Genomic DNA, 16,631 nt, shown 5'->3' with positions numbered 1-16,631 from the left:
TTAGACCATCTGATTGCCTGAGTTCGGGATTTCACCGAACTCAGGTTTTTTCATGGATAGCGGGCAATCAACCAACCGCAAGATTTCCTCGACAGTTTCCTGAGGTGTCTGCTCGGAAGAATCGATCCACATGCCGAGCTTTGGTGTTTCGGTCTGCAAGATTTTATTGAGGTGGGGAATCGTCCAAGCACCATACCCTAATTTGGAACGGGAAGCCTCTCTCTCTTCAACCGCTTTTTCATTTGGCGTGAGTACTACAACATACAACGGACGGTTCCGAATCATTTCAACAAATTTGCTCAAAAAGGGGCCGATCACAACATCCTGTACAACGACATTAAATCCTTCTTCAAAAAAAGTGTCTGCCGTAGAGGCTGCTATTTTGTAGCGCAACCATAACTGACGAATGGCTTCTTCTGACGGTTCGGGCATATATTCCTCTCTGCCATTTACAATCATTCGTCGGAACGAATCACCTCGAAGATGAACGCCTCGATTTAGCTTTTCAGCAAGTAACTGAGCTACTGTTGATTTACCAGAAGCCATAATCCCAGTAACGAGAAAAATACATCTGTCTGGAGCGTGAAGATTGGCATTCTCTTGCAACATCATCATCCCACCTTGCTTATTCGATGTCATGTGAGTCTATATGGTAATCATTGGATAATCCTTAGCTTTTTGAATCATAACATGGCGGTCATGAAAACGCGATTTAGAAAATGAAGCACAAATAGGATAATATTTCTACGTGTCGAAAAAGGAAGTACAGTCACACCAAAATGAGGGGGACTTTATCGTGATAGGTCCTATTTTTTTGCGAGGGGAATTAATAGAGAGATTTCAGGAGCATCTATTGAATGTGCCTTATTATCTGGTGATTCATCAAGGAATAAGCTGCGTTGACAACGCAATGAAGAAGGTAAGCACCGATGATGTAAATGAGATCATCAATCAATTTGTACAGGCTCGTTTCCCTATTGTTTGTTCTGCTGGGAGTAAAAGCTCCATACCATTTTGGGACTATCATCTCGCCTTACAATATGACGAGGAGAAGAGAACAGCTATCATCCGCGAGCTCCTCGTGCGTGAACCAAACCAGGATCATTGTAAAAATGCGTTGCTCATGGCGTATTATTTATTGGTGAATCCGAAGATGGGCGTAGAAAGGATACAAGCCCCCATGAATCTGTCCAATTTGGCTGATTGCAAAGAATTTGAAGATATCTTTTTTGAGTTCATTCCACACCAAAACATCACATATTTTTCTTAGAAGAACAATAACACATGGAGGTGCCAATGTATGGTAAACCTGATCAAAATTAGAGCGAGTGTATTTATCCCCCTGTCATGGACGGAACCAAGGACCGATCCCCAAACAGGAAAAATCATTCAATTCGAAGGCGATTCACGTGAATTTACCCCTTATGCCGTTAACACGATGCGTTCTAGAGTGGAGCAAGAGGTTGTCGTAGACTTTTTGAAAAAAGAAATTTTTAGTTATCAGAACACGGGAATCACAACAGAGAAGATCACGAATCCTGATGGATCGATTCAGCTGAGAAAAGGAAAAGCGAGTACAGAGGGCATTTTGTGCAGGAATATGGTATGGAAGTCGGATGAAGAAGTGAGCTTTGAAATGAGCGCAAGTGCGAGTAATCCCCTGAATGAGCATGCGCCTCCGGTTGACTACTTCATATCGGTAACGGCGAAAAGGGATGGGCTTGTACAAATCGAAGGAGCGCATGATGGCTTCCCTTGCTTTGAATTTTATAAGCAAGCGGATTTTGGGCCGTTTGAAACGATTTATACCCATGATTTCCGAGTAACAGGTGATACTCCGGCAGCCTTGGGTGGAGAGATGGAATATCATTTTCGTAAGATTCTGTCGTGCGAATAGATGGCGCAAGTTTAAAACCTTGATAAATCAAGGTTTTTTCTTTTTGTGATGCGCGGATTCAAAAATAATTTCCAAATGACGAGATGTTTTTTTCTTCCAGACGCGTGGGAAGTTCCCATTCAGATAGAAAAATAATAGGCAAAGATGGTTTTTTGCCTCATTTCACTCTGCTTTCCTTCCACCAGTAGAACAATGTTGTCACGACAAAAATACCGATCAATAGCATCGTCAAAAAAAGGAGTCATAGCTAGGAGCCTCCCGATTCAGCAATCCCAATGAATATTTCGTAAAACCGCGAGTAGCCAAAAAAGTGCCACACCAAACTACGCGGCTCATCTTGACTGGGATCAAACGTAAACGTTTTGGGAGGGCTGAATTGGCTAGATATCTTTACGATCCCATTGCTTCTCCTTCTTGTCCTTCCTATAATAAACCATATCATTCTCTAGATGATGAAAGGGAGTAGGCACCAAAAATCTCCCATCCTACGTTTTCGAGGAGGTTCTTATCGTGAGTAATCCGACTATGTTCGATCAATTCCCTGTCATCGAAACAGACAGATTGATCCTTCGCCAACCTGATCAACAAGATTTAGAAGATATTTTTGAAGTGTTGTCACATGAAGATGTGGCGAGATATGTAGGGATAGCGAGGTTTCAATCGATAGCAGATGCTGAAAATGAACTTCGATGGTATCGAGACTTATTTGAACAAAAACAGGGACTCAGGTGGGCGGTTACGGACCGTTCCACTGGAAAATTTCTTGGCAGCTGCGGCTACAAGCATTACCATGCTGTACATAACAAAGCGGAGATTGGCTATGATCTGAATTTTTCGTGGTGGAATAAGGGGATCATGTCGGAAGCAATGCGGCCCATTATCGCGTACGGGTTTACGCATATGCACCTAAACAGAATAGAAGCAGAGGCAGATACGCGAAATACGGCATCTATCCATTTGCTCCAAAAATTTGGCTTTCAAGTGGAAGGAATCCATCGAGAAACGGAATTTGAAAATGGGATGTACATTGATCTTGTGAAGCTGGCGTTGCTTCGAAAAGATTATGAATTGAATTCGTAAAAGAATCGATAAGCGGCGGGGGAATGTACGGAATTTTTCATCGTACAGACCCCCGCTCATTTTCTCCCCACTTCTACAGCCACGCGCATAGCAGACTCAATCGCCCCTTGAATCCAACCGTGATGTTCATTCGAGGTGTGCTCCCCTGCAAAATAAATTCTTCCTTCAGGCGCACCAATGTAGGTAGTTAATTCCGTCTCCTGCAACGGTTTGAACAAGGCAAAGGCACCAGCAGCATGAGGCTGCAACGCCCAATTATGTGTGACCCCCGTAACGAACGTATTGTACACCTGCTCCCCATGAATGTCTGCCAGATGCTTTACCGCTTGCATCACTTGTTCTTCTTTCGACATGCTGAGCCACGGAAGGTCGTCATCCTCCCATGTGTAACTGACCAATACGACACCCCCTGGCTGATCAAAACCGTGGTTGGCAAAGTAGGAGAGGCGAATAGGCGTATCTGTTACTGTTTGTCCGCTCCGTATTCCTTGTGCTTCCCAGAATCGCTGAGAAAACTGGACGCCTATTTTGGATGAGGAAACATAGTGGAGTTGACGAATGGCTTTCCATTTTTGATAGGAAAACAGATCGTACGGTTCAACCCGAACAAACTGCAAAACGGTAAAAGGGATGGTAATAATCACGATATCACCGGTCATCTGAAACAGTTCGTCTGTGTCGGTACGCACGCCAGAAATGGTAATTTGATTTCCCGTCTCGACGATTCGCGTCATTTTATGCTGGAAATAGATATTCTCCTGTAATTGGGGGAGAAATGCCTGTGGTAGCTGGTCAAATCCCCCTGCTATTTCGTAAAAGCGTGTAGAAGGATCGAACAAGATGAAGTCTCGTAAAATTTCGGGAAAGGCGAGCTCAGGGAATCCTTCGAAGCCAGTCATGACCTTGATCATATCGATAGCGGGGGCGGATAAGGAAGGGCCAACAGGATTGAAGCGCAAGAATTGATCCATGGAAAAACGATCGTATTTTTGGACAACGATGGGCCAGTTCGTCGCTGGATTGAGTTTGATGAAGTCAATGACAGGCTGAATGGCTTGCCCGGCTAATTCATTGAAAGTACGGCCTTTTTCATGTGGCGCTACAGGGAAGCGGAGGATGTCGGGATCGCGTTGATAGATCCAACGTCTTGTTTTGATGCCATTTATTGAGATGATGTCGTTCGGAGAGTTGTTGATAAACGGACGAAGGGGAAGAGAGAATTTATTCACGTATGCTAGGGTAAGTTCGTGCGTGTGAGGAATGCGCATGGCGCCAGCATCTAGATAATGGCCATGGGTAAAAGGAGAGCGCAATGTGTAAACTCTGCCGCCTATCCGGTCCGCTGCTTCCAAAATCGTTACGTTGTGTCCCGCTGTTTTTAGCAACGAGGCAGCAACAAGACCAGCCATTCCAGCCCCGACGATGATGATAGTGAGGGGGGAGTGCGTTCGTGGGATTCCATTGCGAATAATGGACAGCATGTCAGGTTGTGTTAAGGAGAAGGAGGGATTATCCATCGATTGTCTCCTTTCCATTCTTTTCCGGTACTATGATCCTATTCCATGGATGACTTAGGTATGCGTTGTGTAAGCCGATGCTACAGGACTCTACCATTTTCATCCAAGAAATGATAGGATGGAGAAAAGGGGAACAAATGATCGGAGGAGTCCGCATGTTACCAACAAATGTTATCTGGAAACCAACGACAGGAGTCGGATATGAGCACTTGAGAATACGGGAGGGCTCGAACAGAATCCACGTAAATAGCATAGTGATCGGGAGGCTGGATGACGCCAGCCTAACAAGAATCCAGTATGAAATTGTCCTTGACTCAAATTGGGTCACGCGAGAGGTTTCACTGGCAATCATGGGCGAAGAAGGAGCTTTGCATCTCTCATCGGATGGCGAGGGAAATTGGACAAACGAGGTGGGTGAGCCCATTCCTGAGCTCTTTGGCTGTATCGATATTGATATTTCTTGTACACCTTTCACGAATACACTGCCGATCCGCCGGTTGTCGTATACCCAGTTAGAACCTCAGTATATACAAGTAGCCTATTTCTCAGCCCATGAGCTGACGTACAGACAAGTGCAGCAGCAATATACGTTGCTAGAAAGCAAAGGGGACTCTTCTGTCTATCAATACCGGGCAGGAACATTCATGGAGAACATTACAGTAGATTCGAACGGACTTGTTCTGATCTATCCCGAACTGTTTTTGCGTGAGCAGTTGTAACGAGACAAGAAGTGATCGTTATAACTGATTGGGTTCAAGTCGTCTCAGGCAACATTTTGGAAGCAAAGGAAAGGGGTAAGGGTTTTATACCTTTTCCCTCAAAATCAGCGTTCTACTGCGTGACACACCCATAGTAAAAACGGGGTGCGGTTGGTCTATGAATGACCGCCGCGCCCCGTTCTTTTTATTATTACAATGTTATCTTTTTCTGACTAATTGCGTGTATATATTTCATTGTAAGTTTCCATAACACTTTCCCCAACAAAAACATCAACACACCACTCACAATAGAAATTGGCAAGTACTGCATTGGGCGGGTTGCTGTAAATGCTCCAAATTCGAATGTTATTCTGGCAATATCATGTCCCATAAGATACCCGATAAATTTAATAATTCCGCCTATTGGTGTAATAACTCCACTAATCATTAAAGCAATGGAAAGAGTACTGATAATCGGCAAAACAAAAATACCGCTTACGCCTGCAAAGCTGCTACAAAATGCAAATACAGCCCCGAATTTACGCCAACTAAATGTACTGTTCTTTGAAATGGCTTCACCTAAGTATGCTTTCGCTAATTCTTTTGGGTTTCCTAACCGTTCGATGATTTGCTCAGAAGATACACCATTATGTTGCAATTCAAGCATTACACTTTTGATTTCTTTTACAATGTCAATACGCTCGGGAGTGGACATAGGCTTCAAATGTTTTCCGATTTTTTCAAGATAGTCATTCAAAATTTTATCCATAATTTAACTCCCCTTAATTTCTGATATAGCTGTTAATAAATTATCCCATTCTAAGGACATAGCGTTTAAGTATTCGTTTCCTTTTTCTGTAATGGTATAATATTTTCTCGGTGGCAAGCCCTCTGTACTATCTTGCCAAGATGAAGAAATATATTCTTCTTTCAATAATCTTCTAAGCAAGGGATAAATTGTATTTTCTTTTGCAGCAATAATAGGATACTGCTCTAACTTACTTATGATTTCATACCCATAATATGGTCGTTGCTTTATTAGCAATAGAATACAAAAATCGAGTGTTCCTCGCTTAATTTGTGATTTCCAATCTTCTACATTCATGTATTGTACCTCCTGCATATACATCGTACAACACAGTACTTCGTTAATCAATAGTATATCAGAATTTTTTTATTCAACGTAATAGAGATATTTTGAAAGAAATACAGTACCAACAACCGCCGAACGCAAGCAGAAACAGCGGGCAATGTTACGCATTAGTGGCGCATAAGCCCTTGTATAGCGCGGTTTTCCGGGCGCGTTTTGAGAGGGGCAAGGTTTAAAAAGTTGCCGACGAAATCCCAAAAATCCCCAAACCCTTTTTTAAAAGTAAGTTGGGGATTTTGAACCAGAAAGGTATATTTTTAACTATAAAAACTATGACAAAATTTCCCTTTTTTCCTACTTGCTAAATTCAGCAAGTAAAATATTTGTAAAAGGATTAGGACTGTTATCTCTACCTAAACTGTTCAAACTGACGACCAACGTATGCTTGCCTCCAAGTGTACCTCCAGCAAAAGTAGAAAACCCTAGAATGCCACCTGTGTGTCCCCATATCGAGACACCGTTTGGAAGCTTAAATTCAATGATTCCAAGACCATATCCATCCATTCCTGCTTTTCCTGTAGGAACTGTAGTAAGCATTTCTTTTAGTTGCTGTTCCTTTAGTAATTTGCCACCGAGCAAGGAAGAGAAGAATTTATTTATGTCGTCAGCAGTAGAAATCATATCTCCAGCCGAGCTACCTGCACTTGGGTTATAAAAAGTAACGTCTTTTATCTCACTTGCTTCGTCTGGTTGAGAATATCCCCGAGCATGCTTGGTGCCTGGAATAACGCTTGAATTGCCAGGTAGGAATGTATCCGACAATTCAAGCGGTTCAATAATCCGATTTTCAATCTCTTCCGCGTAGCTGTTTCCGGTTACTTTTTCAATAAGAATCCCCAGTAATACGTATCCTGTGTTTGAATAAGACCATCTCTTTCCTGGGGCAAAGTCTGGGGGCAGAGAAATCCCCATCTTCACTATTTCTTCAGCCGTATACGATTTTTTTGTATCCATAAAATCAGCGTCTTTTGACCTTGAGTATTCAGCGATCCCACTTGTATGATTCAATATTTGCCGGATGGTAATCTGTTTACCATTATATCCGTTTCCTTGAATGACACCAGGCAACCATTTTTCGATGGAGTCGTCTAGATTCAAGCGGTTCTCTCCAGCTAATTGAAGTACAACCGTTGCGGTGAACGTCTTCGTCACGCTACCAATGCGAAAGCGAAAATCTGTTTCCATTGGTTTCTTTGTGCTCAGATCCGCTACCCCTGCCGCATAACCCCACGTTTTTCCACCCTCAGAAGTTTTAGCAAGTATCCCCGGGAATCCCAGTAGCAATGTTTCCCGCATTGCTTGCTCGACGGAATTATGATCTCGTTGAGTGCTTGTTTGTAACGAACTAGATACATTTTGAGTGGGCTCTGCTTTTACAATTGAGGTTGGCGATGTGTATAGCAGGGAACTTCCAGTTATTACAAGGGCCATACTTGCAAATTTAATTTGACTATGTATTTTCATAAGACATTCCTCTTCTCTATTCATATTGTATAGGTGGTTGCTTGTTGTTCCCTATTAATCACTCAGCTATCATCTCCACCAATGACAAAATCTCATCATTAAGTTTGTAATCATCTTCATAATTGTTTTACCAACGCCATTCTGTCCTAACAATCGGTAAATTCCTCGTTTTTCACATGTATGTTCCCCCCTAAATGCCTTCTTTTCCTTGAAACACTCTTGTAAACGGGTTTGTTTTTCATATATACGTCATATCTGTTCCGCCTTTCACGCCTACCTCCTGTATATACATCGTACAACACAGTACATCAATCATCAACAGTATATCAAATTTTATTCAACGTAATAGAGATATTTTGAAAGAAATTCAGTATCAACAACCGCCGGGGGACTGGGAGGTGGTAAGCGAACAGCTTGTCAAAATTTTTGAAGGCTATGGTGTAAAGGTGTACAAATTCGAAGCGGATTGACGGCAGAGGATCACATGCGCTATAGTGAAAAGAACCATATCTAGGGAGAGATGTTGATGTCGGCGGTCGTTCTTAACTAAAGCAATTCCATACAAAAGGTCTTGATTCATCATTCGAAATTTTGCCATGTAGCAAAGTTTCTTTGTGCTGGGTGATAATCGGCCTTGGAATTAGTTAAGAACAACGGATATCATACAATGCCTTAGGTGAAAACCCTATCATTGCGCCCAAAATCCGTGCTGTGTTCAGCGCGGTTTTTTATTTGGTTGCGTTTTGTTTAGGTATCCCAAAAAAAGGGCGGAGAATGACATTTGTTCATTCTTCGCCCTTTTTTATTTTTCATAAAAAAGGAGAAATCAGACATGAATGAAAAAACATTGCAGCGTCTCGAATACGACAAAATCAAAGAAAAGGTAATGGAATACGCTTTATCGTACGTAGGGAAAAAGCATGTAGAACAAATGATGCCGATTCACTCTGTCAAAGTAGTACGAAGTAAGTTGGACGAAACAGCAGAAGCCAAGAATATCCTGCAAAATGGAGCCAGTGTACCGATTCCTGCGCTGGAAGGGATGGAGAAGATCCTTTCCCTCCTGGGGACGGGATATGTATTTGGCGTAAACGATTTTACGAATCTGTACCTGTTTTTAACGAGTTGCTCACAGCTAATGAAGTACATGGCGACAAAAGCACAATTGGCGCCACGCGTAAGCACCTATGCAGCATCGATGTATGACGTCCAAAAATTAAAAAATGAAATCGAACAATGCATCCGTCATGGGCAAGTTGTCGATTCTGCCAGCAAAGACTTGCTGAAGGTGCGTAAACGCATTGTCGTATTTGAAGAGCGCCTGAAAAGACAACTGGATTCGATCATGAACAAATATCGTTCGATCATGCAAGAAAATGTCATTAGTACACGCAATGGGCGCTATGTCATCCCCATCAAAAAAGAACATCGCAAGCAAGTGGCTGGCAGTGTGTTAGATGAATCGGCGAGCGGTCAAACCGTCTATATGGAACCGACGGAGATCAGCACCGTACAGTTTGAACTCACAGCACTCAAGGCAGAGGAAGAACGCGAGGTAACAAAAGTACTGATGCAATTGTCCGCATTCGCAGAGGAATATACGTATGAGCTCACCATGAATGTTGAGACCGTTGGAATATATGACTTCCTTTTCGCAAAAGCGAAGTACGCATTGGCAATCGGAGGCGCGAATGTCGAACTAAACGAAAAAGGGATCATCGATGTCAAGGAAGCACGGCATCCGCTACTCGGTCCGAAAATGGTTCCGCTGCATATGAGGATTGGTCGCGAGTACAAATCGCTTATTATTACAGGTCCAAATACAGGCGGGAAAACATTGACGTTAAAAACCATCGGGCTCTTAACCATGATGGTACAGTCGGGTTTGCTCGTACCTGTACAGGAAGGCAGTCGCTTCTCCATTTTCCGCAGCATCGCGGTTGATATTGGAGATGGGCAAAGCATTGAGCAAGCCTTAAGCACATTTTCCGCACATATTCATAATGTCCTGGAAATCCTGAAGGTTACCGATGCTTCGACCCTCGTTCTGATTGATGAGATGGCTACCGGTACAGATCCAGGAGAAGGTGTCGCCTTGTCGATTGCGATTTTGGAGGAGCTACACCGAAGAGGCGCGACGGTGATTGTGAATACCCATTTTAACGAGATCAAAAATTTTGCCTCCGCAACTGCTGGGTTCCAAAATGCACGAATGGAATTCGATGAGGAGACCTTGCAGCCACTTTATCGCTTGCGAATAGGAGAAGCTGGCCAGAGCTACGCATTCCTGATCGCACTGAAGCTAGGTATCCCGTCTGAGATGATTCAGCGTTCACGGGAAATTACTCGGAATGGATTCACGACTACAACTACCACTACGGAAAGGCTGGAACAATACCAAGACGTTGAGCAGGAACAGTATGAGGATGCCAATTATGTGGAGACACGGATGATAGAACAGCCGGAAGAAGCGGAAGTAGAAGAGGAAAAGCGTGAGCAACCTTCACAGGAGATTTCCGAAAATACCGCAGTTACACCAGCCACAACTGAGCGTGACAAACCATTTGCTGTTGGTGATTGTGTATTCATTTCCTATCTGGGGAGAACCGGCATCGTGTTTGCTGGGGAGGACTCCAAAGGCATCGTTGGCGTCATGATTCAAAATCAGAAATATAAAATCAACAAAAAGCGCCTCGTCTTGCATATTGAAGGCAAAGAACTGTATCCAGCCGACTATGACATGGACATCGTATTCGAGACAAAAGAGAACCGGAAGAAGCGCAAAATGATGAGTCGCAAGCATGTGGAAGGATTATCGATCGAGACGAAGCGGGAGGGGTGACGAGTACAGGCAAAAAGCCGATTTTCTCTAAGAGAGAATCGGCTTTTTGATTTTTGATGTTGATGGGAAGAACGAATGGTCTATTTGGCTGTATGGCTAACCGTAATTTGTTTACTAACAAGCACCATCATGATCGCTAAAAGTAAGAAGTAGAGTGGCATGGTGACCAACGAGCCGTTATGAAAATAACTCATGCCACTCGTGATGAGACTGACGATGAGGTAGTAACCCAAACCAAAAATAGCGCCAGCAGTTCCGAGCACATCGCCGTAGTGGACGAGAGCTAAACTCAGGCAGTTTGGAATCGCGATCCCAATCCCCAGCAAAAGGGTAAAGATAGAGGCTACCATGATCGCCATCGAGGCAACGGACGGACTCGCGCCGTACATAGTGAAGCTTGTGAGGCATACTGCCCCTAACGTCGTAACCAGCGAGCCGATTAGAATAATGTTCTCAGCCGGGTATTTGGTTAGCAGTTTTTTCGAGAGCATTGCTCCAATCACAGAAGCCAAAGCTACGAAAATACCCAAGAACCCAAACACGCCAGGCGTCATTCCGAAAAACGCAATGAAAATAAATGGCGCTTCGGCATAGTAACTGAACAACATGCCATTTGTCGCCCCAATTAAGAAGCCAAAAGCCCAAATCCTTTTGTCCGTAAAAAGTCGTTTGGCTACAGCTAACGTGTTTATTTTTGAAGCAGTAGACGTTTTGGTCTCAGGCAACGATACAAACGCGTAAGCAAAAATCGCTACGCTCATCGCAATCAGCGTGAAGAAAACAGCCTGATATCCAAACGATTGATCCACCCAACCACCGATTAAGGGGCCAATTGCAGGCGTAAAAGCGAGAGCAGCTGAAATCTGAGCAAAAACAGCATGACGCTTGGTGGTGTCGGTACTCTCTCGCAAGATGGTTTGGGTTACCACCGATCCTGCACTCGCGCCAAAAGCTTGAATGAACCGGCTCCATAACAACCAATCAGCCGAATCGGAGAGATAGCAACCAAAGCTGCCCAAACCATAAACAAATATTCCCCAGAGCATAGCAGGGCGTCGACCGATAGAGTCAGAGAGCCTTCCCCAGCAAAATACACCAAAGGCAAAACCGAGGAAGTAAATACTGAGTGTTAGTTGGATCGTATTGTTACTGGCATGGAAACTATTGGCGATATCAGGTAACGAAGGTGTATAGATCGTTTCACTAATTTGCGGAAAACCAACCAGGATCATCAACAGTAACAAAGATGGTGTTGAGATTTTTCTATTCACTTGTACATTCCCCCTATATTCCGAAAATCTCAAACAGCGTAGGAGGAGATTACGGGATTGGGGGTTTACATTTACTGAGTCTTGAAAATGAAAGCATATTGTCACCTTACCAAAGTAATAGGGGGAATTTTTTCAATAGAATAGCATTCGTTTGGAATCAGTGACAAGTCATTTTCGTCTGAGGTCTACTCACACTTTTCTCTTTTCCCTCGATGTAGGGCTGTACGGAAGCTGCTTCCACAGCCGCAGGTTGCGATCGCATTCGGGTTTTGGATCGTAAATCCACCCATCATTCCAGTCTCTTTGTAATCGATTTCGACGCCATCGACATACGGATAGCTTTCTGGATTAACGACCAGCTTCACACCATCAATATCGATTGTGGTGTCGCCTTCTTGAAAAGCATCATCAAAACCGAGTCCATAGGTCATCCCGGAGCACCCTCCGTCCTTCACACCAAAACGAATGAAAAGAGAAGAGCTTTCTTGTTCGAGCATATTTTGAATACGAGTGACGGCAGCTTCGCTAATTTGAATCATCGTGAGACCTCCCTTTTATGTTTACTGTTCACCTACGACTACAACTTCAGGAACAAGGTGAATCCCTGATTGGCTGTGAACTGTTTCCTGAATCTGCTTCATGAGTGTCCATACATCAAGTGCGGTGGCATTACCGGTATTCATAATAAAATTGGCATGCTTGCTCGATACTTCCGCGCCTCCATACCGCATGCCCTTTAAGCCAGCATCTTCAATGAGCTTTGCAGCAAAATGGCCCGGAGGATTTCTGAATACACTGCCCGCACAGTCAAACGGCAGCGGCTGTGTTTTTAAACGCTTTTCTTTATAGTGGTTCCACTGGAGCTTGATGCTTTCGCTGTCGCGCGGAGTCAGCTCAAAAATAGCTTCCGTGATAATGACATCAGTCTCTTGCAAGGAAGAGTGGCGATAAGAAAAATCCATATCTACAGCACGCAGGGAGCGAATGGCTCCAGCTTGTGTGATCACTTCAGCTGAGTGAAAAATGTCCGATATATCCGATCCGTTCGCGCCTGCATTCATATACACAGCGCCGCCGACAGACCCGGGTATTCCGCCTGCGAACTCTAAACCACTGAGCCTATACTTGTTTGCCAATGCTGCAAGCTTGATCAAGGAGTAGGCGGCCCCTGCATAAATCTGATTGCCTACGATTCGGGCATAGTCCAAAGCTTTGTTTAATTTAATGACCGCGCCACGATAACCCTTGTCTGTGACTAAAAGGTTGGAGCCCTTTCCCATCACCATCCATGGGACATGATGTTCATTCAGTATTTGTAGGACCATGATCAGTTGGGATTTACTGCTCGGTGTAATCAGTAAATCTGCAGGCCCGCCAATTTTCCAGGTAGTATGTGCCGCCAAAGGCTCCTGATAAGTCACTTCGACCTGCCGTTCACGGAGAAGGGAGAATACAGGTTTCATTCGTTTCACCTATCCTTCTTGGAAAAAAGCACCTTGCACTACAATCACAGTATATGCACTATTTTATATATATTCAACTAAAATGTTTAATAAATTGCAGCTGTGTAGGTTTCTCGATGAACAAAGAGTGTCACTTTATAAACATGTTTGTTGAATTAGTTATACAAAGGACATATACTGTGAGCGTATCGTTCTTTTCCAATAAAGGGGCGAAGAGAAAATGGAGAGATATAGACACCTATCAACACGTGAATACATTCTATTGTTGCTGAAAAGGGAAGGGGAGCTCAGCACAAAGGATTTGCAAAACAGGCTGGAGCTCACAAAGGTAGCTGTCAGCAGGCAAATGATTTACTTGGAAAAAGACGGTTTTGTTGTATGTAGAGTAGGCCGTCAAAAAGCAGGTAGACCGATGCACTACTACTCGTTGACACAGCAAGGTAACGAACAATTTCCGAATGATTATGGGCAATTGGCCGTGGATTTGATGGAGCATATCGTGCTGGCAGACGGGGAAGATCGAGTGGATCAATTTTTCGCAAGACAGCAAGAGAAGATTATCCAGAAATACGAGGGACAAATGGAAGGAAAAGCGCTATCTGAAAAGGTAGCAGAGATGGCACGCATCCAAGATGACAACGGATTTATGGCGAGATGGGAACAGGTAAGTGATGAGGAATATGTGATCACGCAGCACAATTGTCCATATTTTAAAGTAGCAGGTCGGTATCAGATGATCTGTACAAGAGAGCTTAATTGTTACCGAGCGCTACTGCAGACGAGCGTAGAACGGACGGAATGCGTGGCAATCGGCGGTAAGAAATGTGTCTATCAGATCCGTTCTACGCAATCGTAGCTGCAAAGCATCATCACGGCAGATGAAACGACAAATGGGAGGGAACGAACACAATGACCAACTCGAATCCATGGGATGCTGACTGGGAAGTATCTGAACCATTGGCACGCGAACTCATCTTCCGTCAGTTTCCGCAGCTATCTACTATGCCCATCAAGCTGATCGGCTGTGGTTGGGATAACATGGTCTTTCGAGTAGGGGACGAATATGTTTTCCGTTTTCCCAGGAGGAATGTCGCTGTTGAATTGATCAAAAAGGAAGGGGTGCTGCTGCCAATGCTTGCGGCATTCCTGACGATACCGTATCCGAAGCCAGTTTTTTATGGAGAACCAAACGACGACTATCCATTCGCTTTTTTGGGGTACACGTATGTTTCGGGAACGTTTCCAAAAGGCTTGACCGACGAGCAGCGTGCTTCTTCGGCAGTGGCACTTGCGACGTTTTTAAAAAGTTTGCACACGTTTCCGCCCCAGCTTGCCCGCGAGAACGGGATCGAACATGATCACAGGAACCTCCTGGATATTGCACAGAGAAAAGAAAAGATGCAGACGTTTTTGTCTACCTTGGCTGTACATATTTCTGAAGAGGATCGGGATGCGATCGCGAATTATTTAGGGCAAATCGTGATAGACCGAATAAGTCCGCGTGAAGTGCTTCTGCACGGAGACTTGCATGTTAAAAATATGCTGATAAATGAAGTAGGGCATATATCAGGCATCATTGACTGGGGAGATCTCAATGTGGGTCACCCGGGAGCGGATTTAAATGTGGTCTACAGTTTTTTACCGCCACAAGCCCGCCAGTCATTTTTTCATGCGTATGGAGAAGTGGATGAAGAGACAAAAATATTGGCTAGGATCATGGCGGTGTACATTCCGATGCTGCTCTGGATGCAAGCCCTTGATCATAATGACAAAGAAGTCGCAGAGGAAGCAAGAATGACGATAAGGCGAGCACTCGCTGACGAATAGGGCATCGGTAAAATGTTTCGGGGGACAAGCTGCTTACGCTCATCCCCCGATTTTTCCTTATCCGATTCCTAACTCTTCCATTTTTCGATACAGGGTGCTTCGCGCAATTCCTAGCTTTTTGGCAGCAGCGCTGATGGACGGAGCTTGTGTGATGGCTTGCTGGATCGTCTGTCTCTCTAATTCGCGCAATAATGGCAAAGGTTCACCGGATGCTTCTTGCAGTCCGTACTGTTGCTGCCATTCGCTCGGAAGATGGTGAGAGGTGAGCCACGAATCGGCGTACGCATGTAAAAAGGCTCGCTCCACGATATTGCGCAGCTCACGAATATTTCCGGGCCATGAATGCTGCTGCAAGATTGCCAGGGCAGATTCACAGATGCCTGTCGGACCGCAAGCGTATTGGGTATGAAGCTGCTGGAGGAACTCGTCAGCCAAGGTTGCAATATCTTCCTTGCGTTCGCGCAGGGGAGGGATGCGTATTTGCAGGACATTGAGCCTGTAGTAAAGGTCTGCACGAAACTGCCCATTTCGTACTTCTTCTTCAATGGAACGATTGGTGGCAGCGATAATCCGAATGTCCAATGACTTTTCTTCGTGAGAGCCCAATCTCGTCACTTTGCGTTCTTCGAGGACGCGTAACAAAAGCACTTGAAGCTCCATGCTCATTTCCCCGATTTCATCGAGAAATAGCGTTCCTCCATTTGCTGCTTCAAATTTCCCTGATTGTCCTCCTTTTTTTGCTCCAGTAAAAGCTCCTTCTGTATATCCAAATAGCTCACTGGCGATCAGTTCACGCGGAAGTGCTGCGATATTGACCGCAAGAAAAGGGCCGTCTTTTCGTGAACTGGAGGAGTGGATGGCACGTGCCAGAACTTCTTTGCCACAGCCTGTTTCTCCGAGCAATAACGTATTTGATAGAGATTGTGCAGCGATACGCGCTGTATGTAGTTGGGCTTGATAGAGGGGACTATTTGTATGAATCTCTGAAAACGAGTAACTGCTAGCTGTCTTTGACAAGGCTGACGTGTGTGGGCGAATAAAAAAGAGGCGATACCACGTCTTTTCCCCCAGATCGAGTTCCTCCAAGAACCAATTGGTGAAGCGTTCTTGTTCCCAATCCGCCTCGAGCACGAGGCCTTCAACTAACGAAAATCGTTCTTGTGCCCGCTGGTTAGCAAAAAGTACGACACGATCGTCGCTTACGGCGATGAGGTATTCTTGGCTATTTTCGGCCCATGCGAAAAGAAGACTCTTCCAATTGGGAACAGAATGAGAGGTATGCCTGAGAGCTGGATTCATAGGATCAGTTTGGAGTGCAGAAGAACGTCGGGTAGTGGAAAGGGATAGCGGGAAAAGTGGCAAAGAGCTATTTTGTAGCAAATGGATTAGCGCATCCCTGATCAGAGAAAATTCGTAGGGTGA

Annotated in this window: 16 protein-coding genes; 7 read left to right on the top strand and 9 right to left on the bottom strand. The window is 44.4% G+C overall.

The window, feature by feature from the left end:
* Window positions 1-612 (bottom strand): AAA family ATPase, encoded by a 612-nt coding sequence (locus ACFVS2_RS09410; RefSeq protein ID WP_390233244.1) that lies wholly within the window; start codon window positions 610-612, stop codon window positions 1-3.
* 184 nt (window positions 613-796) lie between these two features.
* On the opposite strand from ACFVS2_RS09410, the gene ACFVS2_RS09405 reads away from it, so the two are divergent.
* The 3 genes from ACFVS2_RS09405 (at window position 797) to ACFVS2_RS09395 (ending at window position 2,977) form a co-directional block, all read left to right on the top strand.
* Complete coding sequence (locus ACFVS2_RS09405) at window positions 797-1,270, top strand: hypothetical protein (protein ID WP_390233242.1); 474 nt, start codon at window positions 797-799, stop codon at window positions 1,268-1,270.
* Window positions 1,271-1,300: 30 nt separating this feature from the next.
* Window positions 1,301-1,897 carry a DUF3238 domain-containing protein gene (locus ACFVS2_RS09400; RefSeq protein ID WP_173617122.1) on the top strand — a complete coding sequence of 199 codons (597 nt, stop codon included), beginning with the start codon at window positions 1,301-1,303 and terminating at the stop codon, window positions 1,895-1,897.
* A gap of 510 nt (window positions 1,898-2,407) precedes the next feature.
* Window positions 2,408-2,977, top strand: coding sequence for a GNAT family N-acetyltransferase (locus tag ACFVS2_RS09395; protein ID WP_390233240.1), 570 nt, complete (start codon window positions 2,408-2,410; stop codon window positions 2,975-2,977).
* A gap of 56 nt (window positions 2,978-3,033) precedes the next feature.
* On the opposite strand, the gene ACFVS2_RS09390 is transcribed toward ACFVS2_RS09395, so the two are convergent.
* A complete protein-coding gene (locus ACFVS2_RS09390; RefSeq protein ID WP_390233238.1) occupies window positions 3,034-4,494 on the bottom strand; it encodes a flavin monoamine oxidase family protein in 1,461 nt (486 codons plus the stop codon).
* A gap of 155 nt (window positions 4,495-4,649) precedes the next feature.
* On the opposite strand from ACFVS2_RS09390, the gene ACFVS2_RS09385 reads away from it, so the two are divergent.
* Entirely contained in the window at window positions 4,650-5,213 is a 564-nt protein-coding gene (locus ACFVS2_RS09385) for a putative glycolipid-binding domain-containing protein (RefSeq protein WP_390233236.1), read from the top strand.
* A 190-nt stretch (window positions 5,214-5,403) separates the two neighbouring features.
* On the opposite strand, the gene ACFVS2_RS09380 is transcribed toward ACFVS2_RS09385, so the two are convergent.
* From ACFVS2_RS09380 to ACFVS2_RS09370, 3 genes are all read right to left on the bottom strand, one after another.
* Window positions 5,404-5,961 (bottom strand): DUF1700 domain-containing protein, encoded by a 558-nt coding sequence (locus tag ACFVS2_RS09380; protein ID WP_390233235.1) that lies wholly within the window; start codon window positions 5,959-5,961, stop codon window positions 5,404-5,406.
* Between the two features lie 3 nt (window positions 5,962-5,964).
* Window positions 5,965-6,297: a PadR family transcriptional regulator gene (locus ACFVS2_RS09375; RefSeq protein ID WP_007716392.1), complete on the bottom strand. Its 333-nt coding sequence runs from the start codon at window positions 6,295-6,297 to the stop codon at window positions 5,965-5,967.
* A gap of 339 nt (window positions 6,298-6,636) precedes the next feature.
* Complete coding sequence (locus ACFVS2_RS09370) at window positions 6,637-7,806, bottom strand: serine hydrolase domain-containing protein (RefSeq protein WP_390233233.1); 1,170 nt, start codon at window positions 7,804-7,806, stop codon at window positions 6,637-6,639.
* Window positions 7,807-8,638: 832 nt separating this feature from the next.
* Here ACFVS2_RS09370 and ACFVS2_RS09365 point away from each other — a divergent pair.
* Window positions 8,639-10,648, top strand: coding sequence for an endonuclease MutS2 (locus ACFVS2_RS09365; RefSeq protein ID WP_390233231.1), 2,010 nt, complete (start codon window positions 8,639-8,641; stop codon window positions 10,646-10,648).
* Between the two features lie 80 nt (window positions 10,649-10,728).
* Here the strand turns inward: ACFVS2_RS09365 and ACFVS2_RS09360 are convergent, their stop codons facing one another.
* From ACFVS2_RS09360 to murB, 3 genes are all read right to left on the bottom strand, one after another.
* Window positions 10,729-11,919 (bottom strand): multidrug effflux MFS transporter, encoded by a 1,191-nt coding sequence (locus tag ACFVS2_RS09360; RefSeq protein ID WP_390233229.1) that lies wholly within the window; start codon window positions 11,917-11,919, stop codon window positions 10,729-10,731.
* A 185-nt stretch (window positions 11,920-12,104) separates the two neighbouring features.
* Window positions 12,105-12,458, bottom strand: a complete 354-nt coding sequence (locus ACFVS2_RS09355; RefSeq protein WP_390233227.1) for a HesB/IscA family protein — start codon at window positions 12,456-12,458, stop codon at window positions 12,105-12,107.
* Window positions 12,459-12,479: 21 nt separating this feature from the next.
* On the bottom strand, window positions 12,480-13,382 hold the full coding sequence (gene murB / locus ACFVS2_RS09350) for a UDP-N-acetylmuramate dehydrogenase (RefSeq protein ID WP_390233477.1): 903 nt from the start codon (window positions 13,380-13,382) through the stop codon (window positions 12,480-12,482).
* Between the two features lie 220 nt (window positions 13,383-13,602).
* Here murB and ACFVS2_RS09345 point away from each other — a divergent pair, with 220 nt between their 5' ends.
* Together ACFVS2_RS09345 and ACFVS2_RS09340 are read left to right on the top strand one after the other, a co-directional pair.
* Window positions 13,603-14,238 carry a helix-turn-helix transcriptional regulator gene (locus ACFVS2_RS09345; protein ID WP_173617130.1) on the top strand — a complete coding sequence of 212 codons (636 nt, stop codon included), beginning with the start codon at window positions 13,603-13,605 and terminating at the stop codon, window positions 14,236-14,238.
* A gap of 53 nt (window positions 14,239-14,291) precedes the next feature.
* Window positions 14,292-15,209: a phosphotransferase gene (locus ACFVS2_RS09340; protein WP_390233225.1), complete on the top strand. Its 918-nt coding sequence runs from the start codon at window positions 14,292-14,294 to the stop codon at window positions 15,207-15,209.
* Window positions 15,210-15,266: 57 nt separating this feature from the next.
* Here the strand turns inward: ACFVS2_RS09340 and ACFVS2_RS09335 are convergent, their stop codons facing one another.
* Window positions 15,267-16,589: a sigma-54 interaction domain-containing protein gene (locus ACFVS2_RS09335; RefSeq protein WP_390233223.1), complete on the bottom strand. Its 1,323-nt coding sequence runs from the start codon at window positions 16,587-16,589 to the stop codon at window positions 15,267-15,269.
* Between the last annotated feature and the right edge of the window lie 42 nt (window positions 16,590-16,631).

The sequence above is a fragment of the Brevibacillus sp. NPDC058079 genome, assembly GCF_042885155.1.
Classification (GTDB): Bacteria; Bacillota; Bacilli; order Brevibacillales; family Brevibacillaceae; genus Brevibacillus.
Note: the sequence above shows the minus strand (reverse complement) of the source record. Positions and strands in the feature narration are given on the sequence as shown.

What these genes read in the sequence shown, in the direction of transcription:
- ACFVS2_RS09410 (WP_390233244.1), bottom strand. Translation starts at nt 612, where the DNA reads ATGATGTTGCAAGAGAATGCCAATCTTCACGCTCCAGACAGATGTATT.
- ACFVS2_RS09400 (WP_173617122.1), top strand. Translation starts at nt 1,301, where the DNA reads ATGGTAAACCTGATCAAAATTAGAGCGAGTGTATTTATCCCCCTGTCA.
- ACFVS2_RS09390 (WP_390233238.1), bottom strand. Translation starts at nt 4,494, where the DNA reads ATGGATAATCCCTCCTTCTCCTTAACACAACCTGACATGCTGTCCATT.
- ACFVS2_RS09385 (WP_390233236.1), top strand. Translation starts at nt 4,650, where the DNA reads ATGTTACCAACAAATGTTATCTGGAAACCAACGACAGGAGTCGGATAT.
- ACFVS2_RS09380 (WP_390233235.1), bottom strand. Translation starts at nt 5,961, where the DNA reads ATGGATAAAATTTTGAATGACTATCTTGAAAAAATCGGAAAACATTTG.
- ACFVS2_RS09375 (WP_007716392.1), bottom strand. Translation starts at nt 6,297, where the DNA reads ATGAATGTAGAAGATTGGAAATCACAAATTAAGCGAGGAACACTCGAT.
- ACFVS2_RS09370 (WP_390233233.1), bottom strand. Translation starts at nt 7,806, where the DNA reads ATGAAAATACATAGTCAAATTAAATTTGCAAGTATGGCCCTTGTAATA.
- ACFVS2_RS09365 (WP_390233231.1), top strand. Translation starts at nt 8,639, where the DNA reads ATGAATGAAAAAACATTGCAGCGTCTCGAATACGACAAAATCAAAGAA.
- ACFVS2_RS09355 (WP_390233227.1), bottom strand. Translation starts at nt 12,458, where the DNA reads ATGATTCAAATTAGCGAAGCTGCCGTCACTCGTATTCAAAATATGCTC.
- murB (WP_390233477.1), bottom strand. Translation starts at nt 13,382, where the DNA reads ATGAAACCTGTATTCTCCCTTCTCCGTGAACGGCAGGTCGAAGTGACT.
- ACFVS2_RS09345 (WP_173617130.1), top strand. Translation starts at nt 13,603, where the DNA reads ATGGAGAGATATAGACACCTATCAACACGTGAATACATTCTATTGTTG.
- ACFVS2_RS09340 (WP_390233225.1), top strand. Translation starts at nt 14,292, where the DNA reads ATGACCAACTCGAATCCATGGGATGCTGACTGGGAAGTATCTGAACCA.